Origin of the sequence: Nocardia puris, from assembly GCF_036051655.1 — a bacterium.
GTDB lineage: Bacteria > Actinomycetota > Actinomycetes > Mycobacteriales > Mycobacteriaceae > Nocardia > Nocardia puris.
Genome location: NZ_CP107943.1, coordinates 1,733,953 through 1,751,754, shown reverse-complemented (window position 1 = coordinate 1,751,754; position 17,802 = coordinate 1,733,953). Strand labels below are relative to the sequence as shown.

At 70.4% G+C, this 17,802-nt stretch carries 19 protein-coding genes; 9 read left to right on the top strand and 10 right to left on the bottom strand.

The features are described 5' to 3' along the window. Positions 1-4: 4 nt before the first annotated feature. Positions 5-1,318: a cryptochrome/photolyase family protein gene (locus OHB21_RS07720; protein ID WP_195124945.1), complete on the bottom strand. Its 1,314-nt coding sequence runs from the start codon at positions 1,316-1,318 to the stop codon at positions 5-7. Continuing rightward, complete coding sequence (locus OHB21_RS07715; protein WP_067502733.1) at positions 1,315-1,908, bottom strand: lipocalin family protein; 594 nt, start codon at positions 1,906-1,908, stop codon at positions 1,315-1,317. The genes OHB21_RS07720 and OHB21_RS07715 overlap by 4 nt, the downstream gene beginning before the upstream one ends. 156 nt (positions 1,909-2,064) lie before the next feature. Here OHB21_RS07715 and OHB21_RS07710 point away from each other — a divergent pair, with 156 nt between their 5' ends. Beyond that, a complete protein-coding gene (locus OHB21_RS07710) occupies positions 2,065-2,904 on the top strand; it encodes a MerR family transcriptional regulator (RefSeq protein WP_195124944.1) in 840 nt (279 codons plus the stop codon). Positions 2,905-2,940: 36 nt separating this feature from the next. Here OHB21_RS07710 and OHB21_RS07705 read toward each other — a convergent pair whose 3' ends face one another. Both OHB21_RS07705 and OHB21_RS07700 read right to left on the bottom strand, forming a co-directional pair. Further along, the gene (locus OHB21_RS07705) at positions 2,941-4,281 is read right to left on the bottom strand and encodes a TIGR01777 family oxidoreductase (protein ID WP_067502731.1); all 1,341 of its coding nucleotides are present in this window, start codon (positions 4,279-4,281) and stop codon (positions 2,941-2,943) included. A gap of 259 nt (positions 4,282-4,540) precedes the next feature. Next, complete coding sequence (locus tag OHB21_RS07700) at positions 4,541-4,963, bottom strand: winged helix-turn-helix transcriptional regulator (RefSeq protein ID WP_067502728.1); 423 nt, start codon at positions 4,961-4,963, stop codon at positions 4,541-4,543. A gap of 76 nt (positions 4,964-5,039) precedes the next feature. Here OHB21_RS07700 and OHB21_RS07695 point away from each other — a divergent pair, with 76 nt between their 5' ends. From OHB21_RS07695 to OHB21_RS07680, 4 genes are all read left to right on the top strand, one after another. Continuing rightward, positions 5,040-5,519 (top strand): pyridoxamine 5'-phosphate oxidase family protein, encoded by a 480-nt coding sequence (locus OHB21_RS07695; protein ID WP_067502725.1) that lies wholly within the window; start codon positions 5,040-5,042, stop codon positions 5,517-5,519. Positions 5,520-5,528: 9 nt separating this feature from the next. Continuing rightward, the gene (locus tag OHB21_RS07690) at positions 5,529-6,446 is read left to right on the top strand and encodes an acyl-CoA dehydrogenase family protein (RefSeq protein ID WP_195124943.1); all 918 of its coding nucleotides are present in this window, start codon (positions 5,529-5,531) and stop codon (positions 6,444-6,446) included. Between the two features lie 835 nt (positions 6,447-7,281). Continuing rightward, on the top strand, positions 7,282-8,286 hold the full coding sequence (locus tag OHB21_RS07685; RefSeq protein ID WP_067502719.1) for an ATP-binding cassette domain-containing protein: 1,005 nt from the start codon (positions 7,282-7,284) through the stop codon (positions 8,284-8,286). Continuing rightward, entirely contained in the window at positions 8,283-9,140 is an 858-nt protein-coding gene (locus OHB21_RS07680; protein WP_084537272.1) for an ABC transporter permease, read from the top strand. The genes OHB21_RS07685 and OHB21_RS07680 overlap by 4 nt, the downstream gene beginning before the upstream one ends. A gap of 7 nt (positions 9,141-9,147) precedes the next feature. On the opposite strand, the gene OHB21_RS07675 is transcribed toward OHB21_RS07680, so the two are convergent. Then, positions 9,148-9,360, bottom strand: coding sequence for a hypothetical protein (locus OHB21_RS07675; RefSeq protein ID WP_067502716.1), 213 nt, complete (start codon positions 9,358-9,360; stop codon positions 9,148-9,150). A gap of 106 nt (positions 9,361-9,466) precedes the next feature. On the opposite strand from OHB21_RS07675, the gene OHB21_RS07670 reads away from it, so the two are divergent. Both OHB21_RS07670 and OHB21_RS07665 read left to right on the top strand, forming a co-directional pair. Further along, a complete protein-coding gene (locus OHB21_RS07670) occupies positions 9,467-9,994 on the top strand; it encodes a peptidylprolyl isomerase (RefSeq protein ID WP_067502713.1) in 528 nt (175 codons plus the stop codon). A 4-nt stretch (positions 9,995-9,998) separates the two neighbouring features. Next, positions 9,999-10,868, top strand: a complete 870-nt coding sequence (locus tag OHB21_RS07665) for a rhomboid family intramembrane serine protease (protein WP_084537271.1) — start codon at positions 9,999-10,001, stop codon at positions 10,866-10,868. Positions 10,869-10,916: 48 nt separating this feature from the next. On the opposite strand, the gene OHB21_RS07660 is transcribed toward OHB21_RS07665, so the two are convergent. Beyond that, positions 10,917-11,381, bottom strand: coding sequence for a PH domain-containing protein (locus tag OHB21_RS07660; protein WP_067502709.1), 465 nt, complete (start codon positions 11,379-11,381; stop codon positions 10,917-10,919). 93 nt (positions 11,382-11,474) lie between these two features. Beyond that, positions 11,475-11,738, bottom strand: coding sequence for a cell division protein CrgA (crgA, locus tag OHB21_RS07655; protein ID WP_067502706.1), 264 nt, complete (start codon positions 11,736-11,738; stop codon positions 11,475-11,477). Between the two features lie 189 nt (positions 11,739-11,927). Here crgA and OHB21_RS07650 point away from each other — a divergent pair, with 189 nt between their 5' ends. Both OHB21_RS07650 and OHB21_RS07645 read left to right on the top strand, forming a co-directional pair. Further along, complete coding sequence (locus tag OHB21_RS07650) at positions 11,928-12,572, top strand: aminodeoxychorismate/anthranilate synthase component II (protein WP_195124942.1); 645 nt, start codon at positions 11,928-11,930, stop codon at positions 12,570-12,572. After that, complete coding sequence (locus OHB21_RS07645; RefSeq protein WP_232331611.1) at positions 12,569-13,708, top strand: dihydrofolate reductase family protein; 1,140 nt, start codon at positions 12,569-12,571, stop codon at positions 13,706-13,708. The genes OHB21_RS07650 and OHB21_RS07645 overlap by 4 nt, the downstream gene beginning before the upstream one ends. Positions 13,709-13,847: 139 nt before the next feature. Here the strand turns inward: OHB21_RS07645 and OHB21_RS07640 are convergent, their stop codons facing one another. The 3 genes from OHB21_RS07640 to OHB21_RS07630 all read right to left on the bottom strand — a co-directional run bounded on the left by OHB21_RS07640 (position 13,848) and on the right by OHB21_RS07630 (position 17,769). Then, the gene (locus OHB21_RS07640; RefSeq protein ID WP_067502700.1) at positions 13,848-14,267 is read right to left on the bottom strand and encodes a CBS domain-containing protein; all 420 of its coding nucleotides are present in this window, start codon (positions 14,265-14,267) and stop codon (positions 13,848-13,850) included. A gap of 95 nt (positions 14,268-14,362) precedes the next feature. Continuing rightward, complete coding sequence (gene pknB, locus OHB21_RS07635; RefSeq protein ID WP_195124941.1) at positions 14,363-16,270, bottom strand: Stk1 family PASTA domain-containing Ser/Thr kinase; 1,908 nt, start codon at positions 16,268-16,270, stop codon at positions 14,363-14,365. Then, positions 16,267-17,769 (bottom strand): protein kinase domain-containing protein, encoded by a 1,503-nt coding sequence (locus tag OHB21_RS07630; RefSeq protein WP_195124940.1) that lies wholly within the window; start codon positions 17,767-17,769, stop codon positions 16,267-16,269. The genes pknB and OHB21_RS07630 overlap by 4 nt, the downstream gene beginning before the upstream one ends. Between the last annotated feature and the right edge of the window lie 33 nt (positions 17,770-17,802).

Here is a 17,802-nt window from a genome sequence, read left to right as displayed (position 1 = left end):
CGGCTTACATCCCCGCGACTTCGATGAGCGGGGGTGGGTAGTCGGTGGATTCGCGCCAGGGGGTGTGGATTCGGGGGCCGGGGAGGTGGGCGAGTTCGGGGATCCAGCGGCGGGTGTAGGTGCCGTCGGGGTCGTAGCGCAGGGCTTGGCGCAGGGGGTTGAGGACGCGGTTGGGGCGGGTGTCGGTGCCGGTGCCCGCGACCCACTGCCAGTTGAGCTGGTTATTGGCGAGGTCGGCGTCGACCAGCCAGTGCAAGTAGTGGGCGGCGCCGATACGCCAGTGCACGCGAAGGGATTTGGTGAGGAAGCTGGCGGCGATGAGGCGGGCGCGGCCCGGCACCCAGCCCTCGGCGCGCAGCTGGCGCATCGCGGCGTCCACCACGGGGTAGCCCGTGCGGCCCTCGCGCCAGGCGTCGAGGCCGGCGGGATCGTCGCGCCAGCGGATGTCGCGCGGGCGGTAGTCGTCGCGGGCGGCGGCGGGGCGGGCCGCGAGCAGCTGGTGGTGGAAATCGCGCCACGCGAGCTGCCGGGCGAACGCCTCGCCGCCCGCGGAGCCCAGGTCGAGGCGGTGCACGAGTTCGGCGGGGGAGAGGCAGCCGAAGTGCAGGTAGGGGGAGAGGTGGGAGGTGGCGTCGGCGGCGAGGTCGTCGTTGAGCTCGTCGTAGTCGCCGATCGGTCCGGAGAGCCAGTCGCGCACCAGTTTTCGAGCCGTGGCTTCGCCGCCCACCGCGAGCTGCGGGGACGACTCGCCGACGGCGAGGTCGCCGGGTCCGGGGAGGGGCTCGCTCGTGAGCCGGGGGACCGTGAGTGCGCGCGGTTCACCCAGCGGCGTGCGGTGGTGGACCTCGGTCCAGCGCCGGAAATACGGTGTGAAGACGGCGAAATGGTCGCGTCCGGTGGAGGGGCGCAGCGATTCCGGATCGACGGCGGTGATGGACGCGGCGTGCGTGCGAACCTCGCAGTCGTGCTCGATGAGCTTGTCCCGCAACGCTTTCACTCTGGCGCGACTGTAGCCGCTCACGTCCTCGGCGAGATGCACACTCCCGGCACCGGTTTCGCGCACCACGCGTGCCACTTCGTCCTCCACCGCGCCGCGCCGGATCACCAGCCGGCCGCCGATCGCGCGCAGTTCCTCGTCGAGTTCGGCGAGCGCGGCCGAGAGGAACCGAGCCCGGTTGGGCGGACAGCGATCCGGGACGAGCGCGGTGTCGATCACGAACAGGGGGACGACCTCGTCGGCCGACCGGTGCGCCGCCGTGAGCGCGGGGTTGTCGCGCACCCGCAGGTCGCGGGTGAACAACGCGACAGCGACGCTCATCGCGTGCACAGCGGCTGCAAGGCGGACTGCCCGCCGGTGGCCGGCGTCGTGAGGAACAGGCAGGAGTTCTGACCGTTCGCGCTGATCGCGGCATCGACGGCGGCCCAGGCGTTTTCGTCCAGCGCGGGCGTGCGGGAGAGCACGAAGCCGGACAGCCGCGACGGGTCGGTGACCAGCGCCCACGAATAGTCGGGACCGAGCGCGGTGACGATGTAGTTCGTCGGGCCGTCCAGCTGATCCTGAGAGGGCACGCCGGGGAAGCTGACGTGCAGTTGGGCGCGCGTGACGGGATCGTTCACGCGCGCGGTGCCGCGGATCTCGCTCGTGCCGCCCGTCCAGGTGGTGCAGCGATTGTGGACGGCGATGTCACCGCGCGCGTCGAGCGTGTACTCGGCGGTGGTGTCGCGGGCGCATTCGAGGTTGAAAGGCTGTGGCACCGCGGCCAATTGACGCCAGACACCGAGGTACCGATCGAGCTCGAGCGACGGTACCGGCTGCGGTGGTGCGGCCGAGGCGGCGCCCGCGGCGGCGAATGCCGCGACGCTGACGGCCACGGCGGCCGCAGCGCGGGTGGTGCGGCGAGAGTTCATGGAGACTCCTCGGGTCGGCGATGCGGCCATGCTACCAAACGAACGATGCATAATTGATTCATCGCGAGGAGGTGAGGCGCCGTGACAGTGGGGCGTACACAGCGCACCGCGGGGCGGGTCGCGCGTCCGGCGGGCGGCACCGGGCAGAATGAGGCGATGCCCGCCGGTTCCACGCACGCTTCCGACACGGCCGGTTACACGGTGCGCGCGGTGGCGGACCGTCTCGGCATCCCCACCGCCACGCTGCGCAGTTGGAACCGCCGCTACGACATCGGCCCCGCGCAGGATCGCCCCGGCCGCCATCGTCTGTACACCGAGGCAGATATCGCGCTGCTCGAGCGCATGGTCGAACTTGTGCGCGGGGGTGTGAGCCCGGCCGGTGCGGCCTCGGCGGCCCGTGGCCCCGCCATCGCGCTCGGCGACCGTGTCACGCTGCTGACCGCGGCATTCACGCTGGAAACGAGCACGGTGTCGACCCAGCTGGAATCCCATATCCGCACCTACGGCGTGGTCGACACGTGGGAGCGGCTGTGCCGCCCGGCTTTCGCGGAGATAGTCGAGCGGCAAAGCGGCGGCGAGGGATGCATCGACGTGGAGCATCTGCTCTCGTGGTGCATAGTCGCCGCGATGCAGCGCACCAATCCGCCCGTGGGTCCGGCCCGCGCCGTCTTGGCTTGCACGAGTGGCGAGACGCATTCGCTGCCGCTGGAAGTGCTGCGCGCCGCGCTGGCCGAACGCGATGTCGGTGCGCGCATGCTCGGCGCCGATGTCCCGACCGCGGCCCTGGTCGACGCCCTCGCGCGCGACACCGCCACCCCGCTGCCCGTCCTGCTCTGGTCGCAGCGGGAGTCCACCGCGCTGAGCTCGGCCCTGCGCGCCTGCCTGGCGGCGGGGTCGCGGGTGCTGGTGGGCGGTCCCGGCTGGGACGAGGTCATCCTGCCCGGCGAGGTCGAGGCGGTGCCGAGTCTCGCCGCCGCCGTCGACCGGCTCGGCTGACGAACGATTCGCCGCGTCAGGCGAATGTCGCTCCCCTCAGCCCACCTTCCCCAGCAGATGACGCAATGTCGGCTCCAGCTCGGCCGTGCGGAACGTATGTCCGCGTTCCCCGAGCCGAGCGGGCAACACACGCTGGCTGGCGGCGGCCAACTCCTGCGCCCCCTGTCGACCGAGCAGGAGGGCGGGGCCGAAGTCCGGTACCGGAAGCACCGCGGGTCGGTGCAGCACCCGCGCCAAAACCTCGGTGTATTCACTGTTCCGGACGGGCTGGGGCGCGACGGCGTTCACCGGCCCCGACAGCTCGGCGTCCCACAGCGCGCGGTGGTACACGTCCACCAGGTCGTCGATCCCGATCCAGGAAAACCATTGCCGCCCATCGCCGATGCGCCCACCGAGTCCGGCGGAGAACAGCGGTCGCAGCAGCCGCAACGTTCCCCCGCTGGGTGACTGCACGATCCCGGTGCGCACCCGCACCACCCGCGCGCCTCCATCGGCGGCGGGCGCGGTGGCCGATTCCCATTCGGTGACCACGTCGGCGAGGAATCCGTCGCCGCGCTCGGCCGATTCGGTGAGCGTCTCGTCGCCGCGGTCGTATCCGTAGAAGCCGATCGCCGACGCGCTGACGAACGTGCCGACGCCCGCGCGGGCCGCGAGTTCGGCCAGGCGCCGGGTGGGTTCGATCCGGCTGTCGGCGATGGCGCGCCGGTGGGCGTCGGTGAAGCGTCCGGCGATGGAGGCGCCGGCCAGATGCACCACGGCGTCCACCCCGTCGAGCAGCGCCGGATCGGGATCGTCCGGCGCCCAACGGCGCTCGCCCGCGTCGCGCGGCTGCCCGCGGACCAGCCGCACCACCCGGTGCCCGCCGGTGCTCAGAAATGCCGCGAGCGCGCTGCCGACCAGGCCGGACGCGCCTGTTATCGCGATGGTCGCCGGCGCGTATCCGGCGCGGGTGTGCGCGAGGAGATCACCGCGAAGCTGGCGGTACCGGTAGTCGAACAGCGGCCGCAGCACGGCGGCCGGAACCGGCGTCTCCACGCGGTCGATCACCCGGCAGTTGTCGGCGTCGACTTCTTCGAATTCGTGCACATGCCGCCAGCGCACCAGGCGCGCCACGGGCTGGGAGGCGAGTCCGTCGGCGGCGACGGCGTCGACGAAACGATGCGGCGGCCGGTATTCGCCGGGATCGTGGCGCGCGACCCAGCGCAGACCGCCCGGCAGGCCGAGCACGGCGGTGCCGTCGGCCAGCGATTCGGCCTCGCGCAGCAGCGTCACCGGCTGCCACGGCGGCGCCAATCTGGCGAAAGCACCGGGACGGGCGTACCAGGCGAAGACGTCCCGCCGGGACGCCGGGACGACGCTCGAACAGTCGATGCCCATCACCCGACTGTAGCTCGCGCCGCGCGAATCGCACCGTTCCTGCAGCGATTCGGCCGCGCGAGTCCGGTACCCGCGCCTCGGCGCCCTGAAGCATTCCCTGCGTTCACGCCCGGTTCCGCGAGCGGTAGCGTGCCCTGCGCGATGAGCACCGCGGCCAGGCGGCGCGACTCGGCCTCTTCGTAGGCGGTAGTCACTCAGTGACACCGACCCGCGCCGGAATCTTCCGACCCGTGCGGAAGCGGGCGTGGGAACCCGCTCCTCACACCGCGGCGGCCTCGGCTTCGTCGTAAGCCGTCCTCGCGGCGGCGATCTCGCGCTGATGCGTCTCGGTCCAGTCGACCAGCGCCTGGATGGTGTGGTGCAGGCTGCGGCCCAGCGGGGTGAGTTCGTAGTCGACGCGCGGGGGCACCACGGGGTACACCGTGCGGCGCACCAAGCCGTCGCGCTCGAGGTGGCGCAGGGTGCGGGTGAGCATGCGCTGGCTCACGCCGTCGATCTCGCGGCGCAACTCGGTGAAGCGCATCGTGCGCCCGGACAGCAGTGCGATGGTGAGCAGTGACCACTTGTCGGCGATGCGGTCCAGGATCTGGCGGACGTCGCAGTCGGCGCGGGTGTCCCACTGGCGCGCCGAATAGTCGGTATCCGCGCAGTAACCGAGTGACTCGTAAGTGCCTTCTTCCACAACAGTCCATGCTGACCGAGGATGCTCATGGTTACAAGAAGTAACCGGCAGGCCTATCGGTAACCGGAGGTGGGAGATGACGGTCGAAGTGGCGGACTACACCGAGATCGAGGCGGAGTTCGACCAGTACGTGGGACGCATCAACTACGCCACCATGGTCACCGTCGACAGCAGGAACCGCCCGCGCACGCGCGTGCTGATCCCGGTGTGGGAGAAGGTGGACGGCGCGCCGCTGGGGTGGCTCGCGACCTATCACACGCCGGTCAAGGCCGCCCATATCGCGCGCAACCCGCACGTCAACTTCTCGTACTGGGATCGGCGCAACGACTCCGTGGCCGTGGACGTGGTCGCCGAGTGGGTGCCCGATCTCGCCGTGAAGCAGCACGTCTGGGATCTGTACGAGCGGACGAGTCCGCGCGGCGCAGGCTATCCGCTCGGGCAGTTCTGGAAGGCGCCCGACGATCCGGAGCTGCACGTGATGCGGTTGGCGCCGTGGCGGATCCAGGTGATCCGGGGCGCGGACCTGCGCAGCCGCATCTGGCAGTCGGGCGGCTAGCGTGCAGGGGTGGAGTGCGTCTTCGATTTCCTGCTGACTGAACCGCCCGCGCCCGCCGCGGATTCCGTCGCCGCGGCGTGGGCGCGGCACCGCGCGGTCGCCGCCCGTTTCGCCACGCCGCTGGACGCGGCCGTCGCGGGTGGGTACAGCGCCGACCGGATCGGGTACGCGTTCCTCTCCGGGTATCAGGAGGCGCTGCGGGCGCTGCTGCCCGCGCTGCCGGAGGGGCCGGGCGCGCTGGCCGCGACGGAGGAGGGCGGCGGGCATCCGGCCGCGATCCGCACCGCGCTGGCGGGTGCGGACGGCGCGTGGACCGTCAGCGGCACCAAGACTTTCGCGACGCTCGGCAGTGCTGCGCGATGGCTGGTGGTGATCGCGAGCGCGGGCGCCACGCCGGAGGGGCGCAACCGGCTGCGCGCGGTGCTCGTGGCGAGCGCGGGGCCGGGCGTGACCGTCACGGATCGCCCGCCGCTGCCGTTCGCCCCTGAGATCCCGCACGCCACCGTCGTTTTCGACGGCGCGCCCGCGACCGTGTTGCCCGGCGACGGGTACGCCGATGTGCTCAAACCGTTCCGCACGGTCGAGGACGTCCACGTGCTCGGTGCGGCGCTGGGGTGGCTGGTGCGCGTCGGTCGCGGCTCCGGATGGCCCGCGTCGATGATCGAGCGGCTGCTCGCCGCCGTGGCGTCGGTGCGGGGGATCGACCTCACGCACGCGTCCGCGCCGGGTACGCATATCGCGCTGGGTGGTGTGTACGCGGAGTTCGGCCGGATCGTGGCCGATTCGGAGCCGCTGTGGGAACTCGCCGGCACGGAGATCACGGCGCGCTGGGCGCGCGATCGCCCGCTGTTCGAGGTGGCCGGACGGGTGCGCGCGCAACGGCTGGCAACCGCCTGGCGTGCGGTGGATTCGGCGGTCGGGAACTAGCGCGAGAAGGTCCGGAAATGGGGAGCGGGCCTCGGCGAAGGGGGGGAGTTAGCCGAGGCCCGCGTAAGGTCGGCCCGGGGGGGAGGGGCCGACGTGACTGATCCTACGCGAAGTTCCGCGATTGTGTGTACAGGGGGCCCATTAGTTTCGAAGAAATTTTTCGGCGGTTGCGGAGTGGGAGTCGGGCGTGACCGGCGTCGGTGCCCCCGGCGTCGGTGGTGAGGTCATCCCGCTCACCTGGGCTTTGTCAAAGGTGTTGCGGTGCAATCTCTTCCATTCCCGAACGGCAATTCCCCGGTGTCGCGTTCGTTCCATCAGGAAACAATCCGACCGGTCTGCGTGTGGTGCGAATCCCTTCCGGACGGGGTGTCGGCGGGTGTGCCTGGCGGGTTTCGTCGCGTGTCGCACAGCCCGCGGTGGCCGGGGCGAGCGTCACACGCGGCAAACCTGTCGGACCCCGGTGCCAGGATGTGTTCGTGTTCACGGACGCGGCCTCCACAGCGGTCCCGGCGCGGGTGCGCCGGGCTGTTGCGGTGCGTCCGGATCGAGTAGCTCACCGGGCCGATTCGGGTAGCCGGCTACCCGTGTTCGCACCGCCGCGGCCGGGGGAGTATCGAGCCGGTCGCATCCCGTGCCGGTACCCCGAGCACCGCCTGGTACGGGATGCGGCCTCTGTCGTGTCCGGGCCGGCGAATCGGATGCGAGTCTCGCGCGCCGCGACGATACTGACGCGGGTACGGATCATCAGCCCGATCCGAGCCGCGGGAGTCGACGGGGCGCGCGGGGACGTCGCACGCCGATCCGCCATCGAGAATTCACGAACGTCAGGAGAATCATGCCCGACGCAATAGTCGCCGAGGGGCTGGTCAAGCGATACGGGCGGGTCGTCGCGCTCGACGGTCTCGACCTGCGGGTGCCGGAGGGCACCGTCACCGCGCTGCTCGGGCCCAACGGCGCGGGCAAGACCACCACCGTCCGCGTGCTCACGACCCTGCTCGTCCCCGACGAGGGCACCGCCACCGTCGCGGGCATCGACGTGCTGCGCGATCCGCAACTGCTGCGCTCGCACATCGGTACGTCCGGCCAGTACGCCGCCGTCGACGAGTACCTCACCGGTTTCGAGAACCTCGAGATGGTGGGCAGGCTCTATCACATGGGGGTGCAGCGCAGTAAGGAGCGCGCCCGCGAACTGCTGGACCGCTTCCGGCTCAGCGACGCCGCCGACCGGCCGGTGCGCGGCTACTCCGGCGGTATGCGCCGCAGGCTCGACCTGGCCGGGGCACTGGTCGCCAACCCGCCGGTGCTGTTCCTGGACGAGCCCACCACCGGGCTGGACCCGAGGGCACGGCTCGATCTGTGGGACGTCATCGAGGAACTGGTCGCGGGCGGCACCACGCTGCTGCTCACCACGCAGTACATGGAGGAGGCCGACCGCCTGGCCGACGCCATCGCCGTCATCGACCACGGCAAGGTGATCGCGCGCGGCACCGCCGACGAGCTCAAGACCCTCGTCGGCGGCGATCGCATCGAGCTCACCGTCGACGACGCGGCCAAGCTCGGTGCCGCCCAGCAGGCGCTGAGCGGGCTCGCCGACGGCGAGATCCACCTGGAACCCGGACTGCGCAAGATCATTGTCCCGGTCAGCAACGGCTCCCAGGCGCTGGTCGACGCCATCGGCCTCCTCGCGAAGGCGGGCGTGCGGATCCACGACGTCGGCCTGCGCAGGCCCTCGCTCGACGACGTGTTCCTCACCCTCACCGGCCACGAGGCCGAGGACTACGTGAACGGCGACGACGTGGACGCCGAACGCGCGGAAGCTACGGAAGGACATGCCCGATGACCGCGGCCGTGCACACCCCCGGCGTGGGGCACCGCCCCACCCTGTCGGAACGACTGTCCATCGTCGTCAGCGACAGCCTGACCATCGCCAAGCGCAACGTCATCAAGATCAAGCGCGTCCCCGACGTGCTCATCTTCAGCACGCTGTCGCCGATCATGTTCGTGCTGCTGTTCGCCTACGTGTTCGGCACGGCGATCAAGGTGCCCGGCCTGGAGGGCGGTTACCGCGAGTTCCTGATCGCCGGCATCTTCGTGCAGACCGTGGTGTTCGGCGCCTCGTTCACCGGCGCGGGCCTGGCCGAGGATATGCAGAAGGGCATCATCGACCGGTTCCGCTCGCTGCCGATGGCTCCGTCGGCGGTGCTGGTCGGGCGCACCCTCAGCGACGTGGTGATCAACGTCGTGAGCCTGGTGGTGATGTCGCTGACCGGTCTGCTGGTGGGCTGGCGCATCCGCGGCTCGTTCCTGGACGCCGTGCTCGCCTACCTGTTGCTGCTGCTGTTCGCCTACGCCGTGTCCTGGATCATGGCCGTGGTCGGCCTGCTGGTGCGCACGCCCGAGGTGTTCAATAACGCCAGCTTCATGGTGATCTTCCCGCTGACGTTCCTGGCCAACACCTTCGTGCCGATCAACGATCTGCCCACGGTGCTCAAGGTGTTCGCGGAGTGGAATCCGGTGTCGGCGCTGGCGCAGGCCACCCGCGAGCTGTTCGGCAACACCAGCCCGCTGGGCCCGGCCTCGGACGCCTGGTCGATGCGCAACCCGATTGCGACCACGCTGATCTGGGTGGTCGTGATCCTGGTGGTGTTCGTGCCGCTGGCGCTGCGTCAGTACAAGCGCACGGTGAGCCGCTGAGCGCGGATCAGTGCCCGGTCTCCGCGCCGGCTCCCGGCACCGGGACCGGCGCGGAACCGTTGCGGGAGTAACCCAGGCGCGGCGGTTCGGGCGCGGGCTCCGGCGGCACCGGCCGTTTGCTGCGGACCAGCCACGCCACACCGCCTGCGAGCGCGACGAGGCTCGCGGCGATCAATCGGTTACGAGATCGTGCGGATACGTGCAGACGCCCCTGTGCCATAGCGACCACTTTGGCACAGCCGTGGTGACGGCGCAGTAAGTACTGGTCGCCGACACCGTCGCGGCGCCGCACCGGAACGCGGGCGCGCCCTGGATAGCATGGCGGGGTGACCTCACCGACCCAGACCGCCGGGGTGACGCTGTGCACCGACCACGGCGATATCAAGATCGCGCTCTTCGGCTTTCACGCACCGAAGACGGTGCGGAACTTTCTCGGCTTGGTGGACGGCTCGGCCGCGTACACCACCGAGAACGCGAGCGGTGGCACGTCGGGCCCGTTCTACGACGGCTCCACCTTCCACCGGGTGATCGACGGGTTCATGATCCAGGGCGGTGATCCCGGCGACAGCGGCCGCGGCGGCCCCGGCTACGAGATCGCGAGCGAGTTCCACCCGGAGCTGCGGTTCGACCGCGGCTACCTGGTGGCCATGGCCAATATCGGCGTGCGCACCAGCGGTTCGCAGTTCTTCATCACGGTGAGTCCGCAGCCGCACCTGAATCGCAAGTTCACCATCTTCGGCGAGGTCCTCGACCCCGACTCACGCAAGGTCGTCGACGCCATCGCCGCCACCCCGACCGACCGCAACGACCGTCCCAAGGACGCCGTCCGCATCGCCACCGCCACGATCGATTGAGCAGATGAACCCTCAGCCGCCCGCACCCACATGCGTCCGCCATCCGAATCGTCCCACCGGCCTGGCGTGTACGCGCTGCGGGCGGCCCGCCTGCCCCGACTGCCTGCAACCGGCCGCCGTCGGCCAGCACTGCGTCGACTGCGTGCGCGCATCAGGCAGGCAGGTGCGCCCCGTCCGCACGGTCGCGGGCGCGCCCGTCGCGAAATCGGCCACGCCGCTGGTGACCTACGGGCTGATCGCGCTCAACATCCTGTTCTTCGGCATCACCGCCGCGCAGGCGGGCAGCGTGGTGGACAACTTCCGCTCCGAGCTGTTCCTGCGCTGGGCGCTCGTGCCCACCCTGGTCGCCGACGGCGAGTGGTTCCGGGTGATCGGCTCGGGCTTCCTGCACTGGGGGCCGCTGCACCTGGCGCTCAACATGTTCGCGCTCTACATCGTGGGCATCCAGCTCGAACCGGTGCTCGGGCGGGTGCGGATGCTCTCGATCTATCTGGTGTCGCTGATCGGGGGCTCGGCCGCGGGCCTGCTGCTGGAGCCGGTGAACACGGTGGGCGCGGGCGCGTCGGGCGCGGTGTACGGCATGTTCGGCGCGATCGCGGTGACCATGTTCCGCCTGCGGATGAACCCCACCCAGATCCTGGTGATCATCGGCATCAACGTGCTGCTGAGCCTGTCCATCCCGGGGGTCTCGCTGTGGGTGCACCTGGGCGGCCTGCTCGCGGGCACCTCGGCCACCCTCGGCGTGCTGTTCGTGCCGCAGTGGGTGGGTGCGAAGAGTCAGGAGTCGGCGCGCACGATCGGCTGGGTGTCCATCGGGGTGGTCGGTCTCGCCTCGGCCGCCGCCATCGCCGCGGCCGCGATGATGATCGGGTAGGCGTCGCGAGCGAAAGCTCGCATTGCTTCACGTGAAACTACGCGGGAACTACTCCGACCGCAGGAACGCGATCCGGTGCACGACCAGGGCTTCGAACACGTCCTCCGGGGACGCGCCGAGATCCCAGCGGCCGAAGATCAGCAGGCGTTCGTCGTCGCCGTGGCGGACGTCGATCTCGAGCATCGGCACCTTGCGCCCGAGGCGGCGGTAGCTCACGATGCGCGCCCGGATGATCTGATCCGGGCGGTAGTCGGTGGGGCCGGTGAGCGTGCGCACCACCAGGCGCGGCTGCGCGCCGGGCACGACCGTCAACCGGGGCCGCTGCCGGTAACCCAGCGCGGCCAGGCCCAGCAGTCCCGCCGCGGCCAGCCCGACGAGCAGACGGCTCGGGGCGTCGGCGGCGAAGAAGGTGGCACCGGCCAGCACGACGCCGCCGACGGCCACCGCGACGAGCGCGGGCAGGGGTGTGGTCCACTCCAGGCGCGGCGGTGGATCGGGTGAATCAGGGTTCACGCGGGCAGTCTCCCCGGTCGGTCCTCGATTTGTCCACAGGCTTCATCCACAGGTGTGCATGAATGACACCGCTGTAATCCCCTGGTCCCGGGGCTAGCGCCACCTCATGGTCATGATCAGCCCCACCACCATCAGGCCGAACCCGATCAGGAAGTTCCAGGCGTTCAGATCGTTCATCCAGCTGATCTCTTCGGCCGCCAGGTAGTACACCAGCAGCCACACCAGCCCGGCCAGCATGAAGCCGAGCATGATCGCGACGTACCAGACCGGCGACGGGCCCGCCTTCACCTTCACCGGGATCCGGCTGGCGGGGTTGATCGTGTAGTCGGTCTTCTTGCGGACCTTCGACTTGGGCATGACGTCCTCGTATTCGGCGTGGTCGGTACCGGGGGCTGATTCAGTTGGCGTGTGCCGGGCCGCTCGACGGCCATCCGGCGACAGCACGGACGGCCCGGTCGGGCCGTGGCGCCCTCCGGTGTTCTCCCTAGGCTATCCCAACTGGTAATGGATGCGACGGCCCGCCGGGCCGCCACGTAATCTCGAACCATGCGTGTACTGGTCGTCGACAACTACGACAGCTTCGTGTTCAACCTGGTGCAGTATCTGGGCCAGCTGGGAGCCGAGGCCGTCGTCTGGCGCAACGACGACGCGAACCTGGCGGATCCGCGGGCCGTGGCCGCCGAATTCGACGGCATCCTCATCAGCCCCGGGCCCGGCACGCCCGACCGCGCGGGCGCGAGCATCGATCTCGTGCGCGCCTGCGCGGAGCGCGAGACGCCGTTGCTCGGGGTCTGTCTCGGCCACCAGGCCATCGGCGAGGCGTTCGGCGCGACCGTCACCAGGGCGCCCGAACTGCTGCACGGCAAGACCAGTTCGGTGTACCACCTCGGCGCGGGCGTGCTGGCCGGCCTGCCCGACCCGTTCACCGCCACCCGCTACCACTCGCTCACCGTGCTCGAGGACACCCTGCCCGCGGAGATCGAGGTGCTGGGCCGCACCGAATCGGGGATCGTGATGGCGATGCGCCACCGCACCTTGCCGATCCACGGTGTGCAGTTCCATCCCGAGTCGGTGCTCACCCAGGGCGGGCACCGCATGCTCGCGAACTGGCTCGAGGTGTGCGGCGAGCGCCCGGCCGAGGGCCTCATCGAGGTGCTGGAGGCGGAGGTCGCCGCGCTGGTGACGCAGTGATCCGTTACGGCGGCGAAAAGCTCTGCGGCGGGCGGCCGTACGTGGTGCTGTCGGTCGCGATGAGCCTGGACGGCTACATCGACGACGCGAGCCCCGACCGGCTGCTGCTCTCGGACGCGGAGGATTTCGAACGCATCGACGGTGTGCGCGCCCAGATGGACGCGATCCTCGTCGGTGCGAGCACCCTGCGCCGCGACAATCCCGGGTTGCTGGTCAAGCACCGAGGCCGCCAGGACTCCCGGGCCATCATGGGGATGCCGTTTCAACCGACGAAGGTGACCATTACGGCGAGCGGGGATCTCGACCCCGGCCTGCGGTTCTTCTACGAACCGGGTGCGAAGCTGATCTACACCACCGACGAGGGCGCGGTCCGGCTCGAACGGCACGCCCGCCTGGCCGAGGTGGTCTCGCTCGGCCCGGAGATCGACTTGCGCGCGATGCTGGACGATCTCGGCCGCCGCGACGTCATCCGGCTCATGGTGGAGGGCGGCACGTCGGTGCACACCGCCTTCCTCGCCGCCGATCTGGCCGACGAACTCCACATCGCCGTCGCGCCCATCCTGGTGGGCGATCCGGCGGCCCCGCGATTCGTGCACCCGGCCGAGTTCCCCGGCGGCCCGACCCGCAGGCTGCGCCTGGCCGAGGTGGGGCAGGTCGGTGATATGGCGGTGATGATCCACCGGCGCGCGGAACCCGATCACCATTTCCTGCGCCGGGCGATCGAGCTGGCGCACCGGTGCCCGCCGAGCGACACCGCGTTCTCGGTCGGCGCGGTGATCGTGGCCGACGGCGCGGAGATTGCCACCGGCTACTCCCGCGAGACCGACGCGAAAGTGCACGCCGAAGAGGCGGCACTGAACAAGCTCGACCCCAAAGATCGGCGCCTGGAGCGCGCGACGCTCTACAGCACCCTCGAACCGTGCTCGAAGCGCGGCACGGCCGACCGTTTGCCCTGTACCGACCGCATTCTGGAAGCGGGCATTCGGCGCGTCGTCATCGCGTGGCGCGAACCGGCCACGTTCGTGGAGAACTGCGTGGGTGTGGAGAAGTTGCGCGAGCACGGCGTCGAAGTGGTCGAGCTGAGCGATCTGGCCGAGGCGGCGATGGAGATGAACCGGCATCTGAAGCTGAGCTGACTCCCAGGTCCGGCCGCCGGTCCCACCGGCTGACCTCGCCCGCTGTTGTCAGCGATCGCTACGGCGCGAGCACTCCGGTTCGCGCACAGCACGACCCGGCGTCCGGGACGGCCGCCCGAACGCCGGGGACGCACACCTGTCAGGGTCGCCCGTACACCGCCGTGACGAACTCGCCCAGCTGGTTGTCGTCGAGATGCCTGGCCAGATCGGCCTCGCTGATCATGCCGATCATGCGCTTGTTCTCGATCACCGGCATGCGCTTGATCCGGTGACTCTCCATCTCGTCGAGGACCTGCTCGACGTCGGCGTCGGCCGCGACCCAGCGCGGCGTCGCCTCGCACAGGTCGGCGGCGAGGGTGGTGCTCGGCGCGCGGCCCTGGGCCACGCACTTCACCACGATGTCGCGGTCGGTGATGATGCCGCACATCCGTTCGTTCTCATCCGCGATGACCAGGGCGCCGACCCCGAGTTCCGCCATCAGGCGGGCGGCTCGGCCGACGGTGTCCTGTTTCGAGATCCACTGGGCGCCGGGCTTCATGATGTCCCTGGCAGTGGTCATGGGGCTGCCTCCTGTTCCACGCTGTCGCTGGTTCGGATGGAGCAGCTCAATTCTCACCCCGGTGACACCGACCGGTCGGCTCTTTCGGATAACGATCAGGGCGGGCCCAGCACCGCCGTGGTGATGGTGATGGTCTCGGTCTTGGAGATCGACTGCCCGGCCGAGGGCTGCTGGCTGACGATCCGGCCGACGGTGCCCGCGTCGAAGGTGCCGGTGGTGTTCTGGTTGATCTGGCTGGTGCTGCCGGTCCAGCCGGCCTGGCGCAGCCGGTCCACCGCCTGCGAGGGCGTCAGGCCCACCACGTTCGGCATGCTGATCTCGTCGCCCGCCGACACCTGGACCGTCACCGTGGAACCGCGGTCGGCGCGGGTGCCGCCCGCCGGGTTGGTGGCGATCACCTCGCCCTTGGGCCGCGAGGACGCGACCTCCTCGATGACGATCTGGAATCCCGCGCTGTCCACCAGATTCGGCTCGGCGACGCTGATGTCCTGGCCGACCAGGCGCGGCACCGACACCTTCTCCGGGCCCGAACCCACCGACACCACGATGGCCTGGTCCACGTCCACGCGCGCGCCCGCGCCGGGCTCGGTGCCGATCACCTTGTCCACGTCGGCCGCGCTCGACTCGCGGCGCACCACGTTCGGGTCCATCCGCAGCCCGACGGCGTTGAGCTCCTGTTCGGCCTGCTGCACCGTGAGCCCGTCCAGCTTGGGCACCTGCACCTGCGCGGGCCCGGTGGACACCTGCAACGTCACCGTCGCACCCTTGTCGATGCGGGACCCGCCGAGCGGCTGGGTGGCGATGACGTTGCCGTTGGCCACCTTGCCGTCGGGCTTCTGCTGGATGGCGACCGAGAAGTCCAGCCGCTCGAGCTCGTCCTGCGCCTGCTGCGCGGGCATGTTCGACAGATCGGGCACCGCGATCTGCTCGGGCTTGCTGCCCGGCCCGATCAGCACCCAGAACAGCGCGAACACCACGAGCACCGCGGCCGCCGCGCCGAACGCCAGATACAGGGTGCGGCGCGGGTTCTCGGACTCGGCGGGCTCCTGCTCGGCGGTGTCGTCGCTGGTCTCGACGGTGCGGAAGGTGCGCGGGCCGGGCTCCTCCGAGCCGAACACGGTGGTGCGGTCCTCGTCGGTCATCACCATCGGCGCGGCCGGTTTCTGGCCGCCCAGCACACGGATCAGGTCGGCGCGCATCTCGGCGGCCGTCTGGTACCGGTTGGCCGGGTTCTTGCTCATCGCCTTGAGCACCACGGAATCCAGCTCGCGCGGGACACCGGAGTGCACGTGCGAGGGCAGCCGCGGATCTTCCCGGACGTGCTGGTAGGCCACAGCGACCGGCGAGTCGCCCGTGAAAGGCGGCTCGCCGGTGAGGATCTCGAAGAGCACACAGCCCACCGAGTAGACGTCGGATCTGGCGTCCACGCTCTCGCCGCGCGCCTGCTCGGGCGAGAGGTACTGGGCGGTGCCGATGACGGCGGCGGTCTGGGTCATCGGGTTGGCGGCGTCGGCGATCGCGCGCGCGATGCCGAAGTCCATCACCTTCACCGCGCCGGCCCGGTTGATCATGATGTTGGCCGGTTTCATGTCGCGGTGCACGATGCCGGCCTTGTGACTGAAATCCAATGCGGCGCAGACGTCGGCGATGATCTCCATGGCGCGCCGCGGCGCCAGCGGGCCCTTGCCGCGCACGATGTCGCGCAGCGTCTCGCCCTCGACGTACTCCATGACGATGTAGGGCAGTGGACCGCCGTCCACTTCGGCCTCGCCGGTGTCGTACACCGCGACGATGGCCGGATGGTTCAGCGCGGCCGCGTTCTGCGCCTCACGCTTGAAGCGCAGGTAGAACGTGGGGTCACGGGCCAGGTCGGCGCGCAGCACCTTGATCGCCACGTCCCGGCTCAGGCGGACGTCGCGCGCCTTGTGCACCTCCGACATCCCGCCGAAGCCGATGATCTCGCCCAGCTCGTAGCGGGAAGAGAGATTCTTCGGCGTTGTCATGGCTGTCCTTGTGACGGAGTGGCGGGCGCGCTACGAGTGGCATCTGGCCGTCCCTGAGCGGGATTCTCCGGAAATGGTAAGTCGAGAGTCGGGAACCAGGTGCGCGTGGTCGTCGGCGACTGCGTCCTGGTCGGGCGGGTCGTCGTCGGCTCGGCGGTGGGTTCCGGTGTGGTCGTGGTGGGTTCCGGAGTCGTGGTGGTCGGCTCGGGAGTCGTGGGCTCCGGCGTCGTGGTGACGGGCGGAGGCGGCGGCACGAACTGGGTGGTGGTGGTCGGCTGTTGCGTCGTGGTGATGACCGGGGGCGCCGGCGCGAACGTCGAGGTGACCGGTTCGCGCACCGGATCGGTGTTCGGTTCGCCGCCGAACAACAGCCAGATCGCCGCACCGCCCAGCAGTACCGCGCCCGCGCCGAGCGCGGCCAGCGCCTTCTGGCTCGTGGTCCACGGCTTCTTGCCCGGCGGCGGGGTGGCCTCGCCCGCACCGGAATTCATCATGGTGGCGGGGGCGGCCGCGGTGGACGCGCCGGCGGGCGGGGTGTTGTAGCGCACGGTCGGGCCGTCGGCCTGGCCCGCGGGCAGGATCACGGTGGGGCCGGGCGGCAGCACCCGGGTGGCGCCCTCGGTGAGCGGACCCGCCGCGGCGCCCGCGTTGCGGGGCGGCGGCGGACGGTGACCGGCCCGCACCGCGGCGACCGCGTCGGCGAACTCGCCGCCGCTGGCGTAGCGCAGGTTCGGGTCCTTGCCCATGGTGATCTCGATGAGCTCGCGCACGTTCGGCGGCAGATCGCCCGGCATGGGCGGCGGCGTCTCGCGGACGTGCTTCATCGCGACGGTGATCGCGCCGTCGCCGGCGAACGGGCGCTGCCCCGACAGCGCCTCGTAGCCGACCACACCGAGGGAGTACACGTCGCTGGCCGCGGTGGCGTCCTCGCCGACGGCCTGTTCGGGCGCGATGTACTGGGCGGTGCCCATCACCATGCCGGTCTTGGTGACCGGGCTGGCGTCGACGGCCTTGGCGATGCCGAAGTCGGTGATCTTCACCTGACCGGTCGGCGTCACCAGGATGTTGCCCGGCTTCACGTCGCGGTGCACCACACCGGCGGCATGGGCCACCTCCAGCGCGCGGCCGGTCTGCTCGAGCATGTCCAGACCCTGGCCCACCGAGAGCTTGCCCAGCCGGTTGAGCACCGCGTTGAGCGGTTCGCCCTGCACCAATTCCATGACCAGGTAGGCGGTTTCGCCCGCGCTCGGGTCGTAGGTCTCGCCGTAGTCGTAGATGCCCGCGATGCCGGGGTGGTTCAGCTGCGCCGTGGTCTTGGCCTCGGTGCGGAACCGGTGGCGGAAGGTGGGGTCGGCGGAGAACTCCGCCTTGAGCACCTTCACCGCGACGCGGCGGTCGAGCCGGGTGTCCAGCGCCTCCCAGACCTGGCCCATGCCGCCGGTGGCGATCAGGCGCTGCAGGCGGTAGCGATCGGCGATCATCGCGCCGTTGTTCAGCATCGGGGCCCCCGAACCTCTCCTCGCACGTTCATA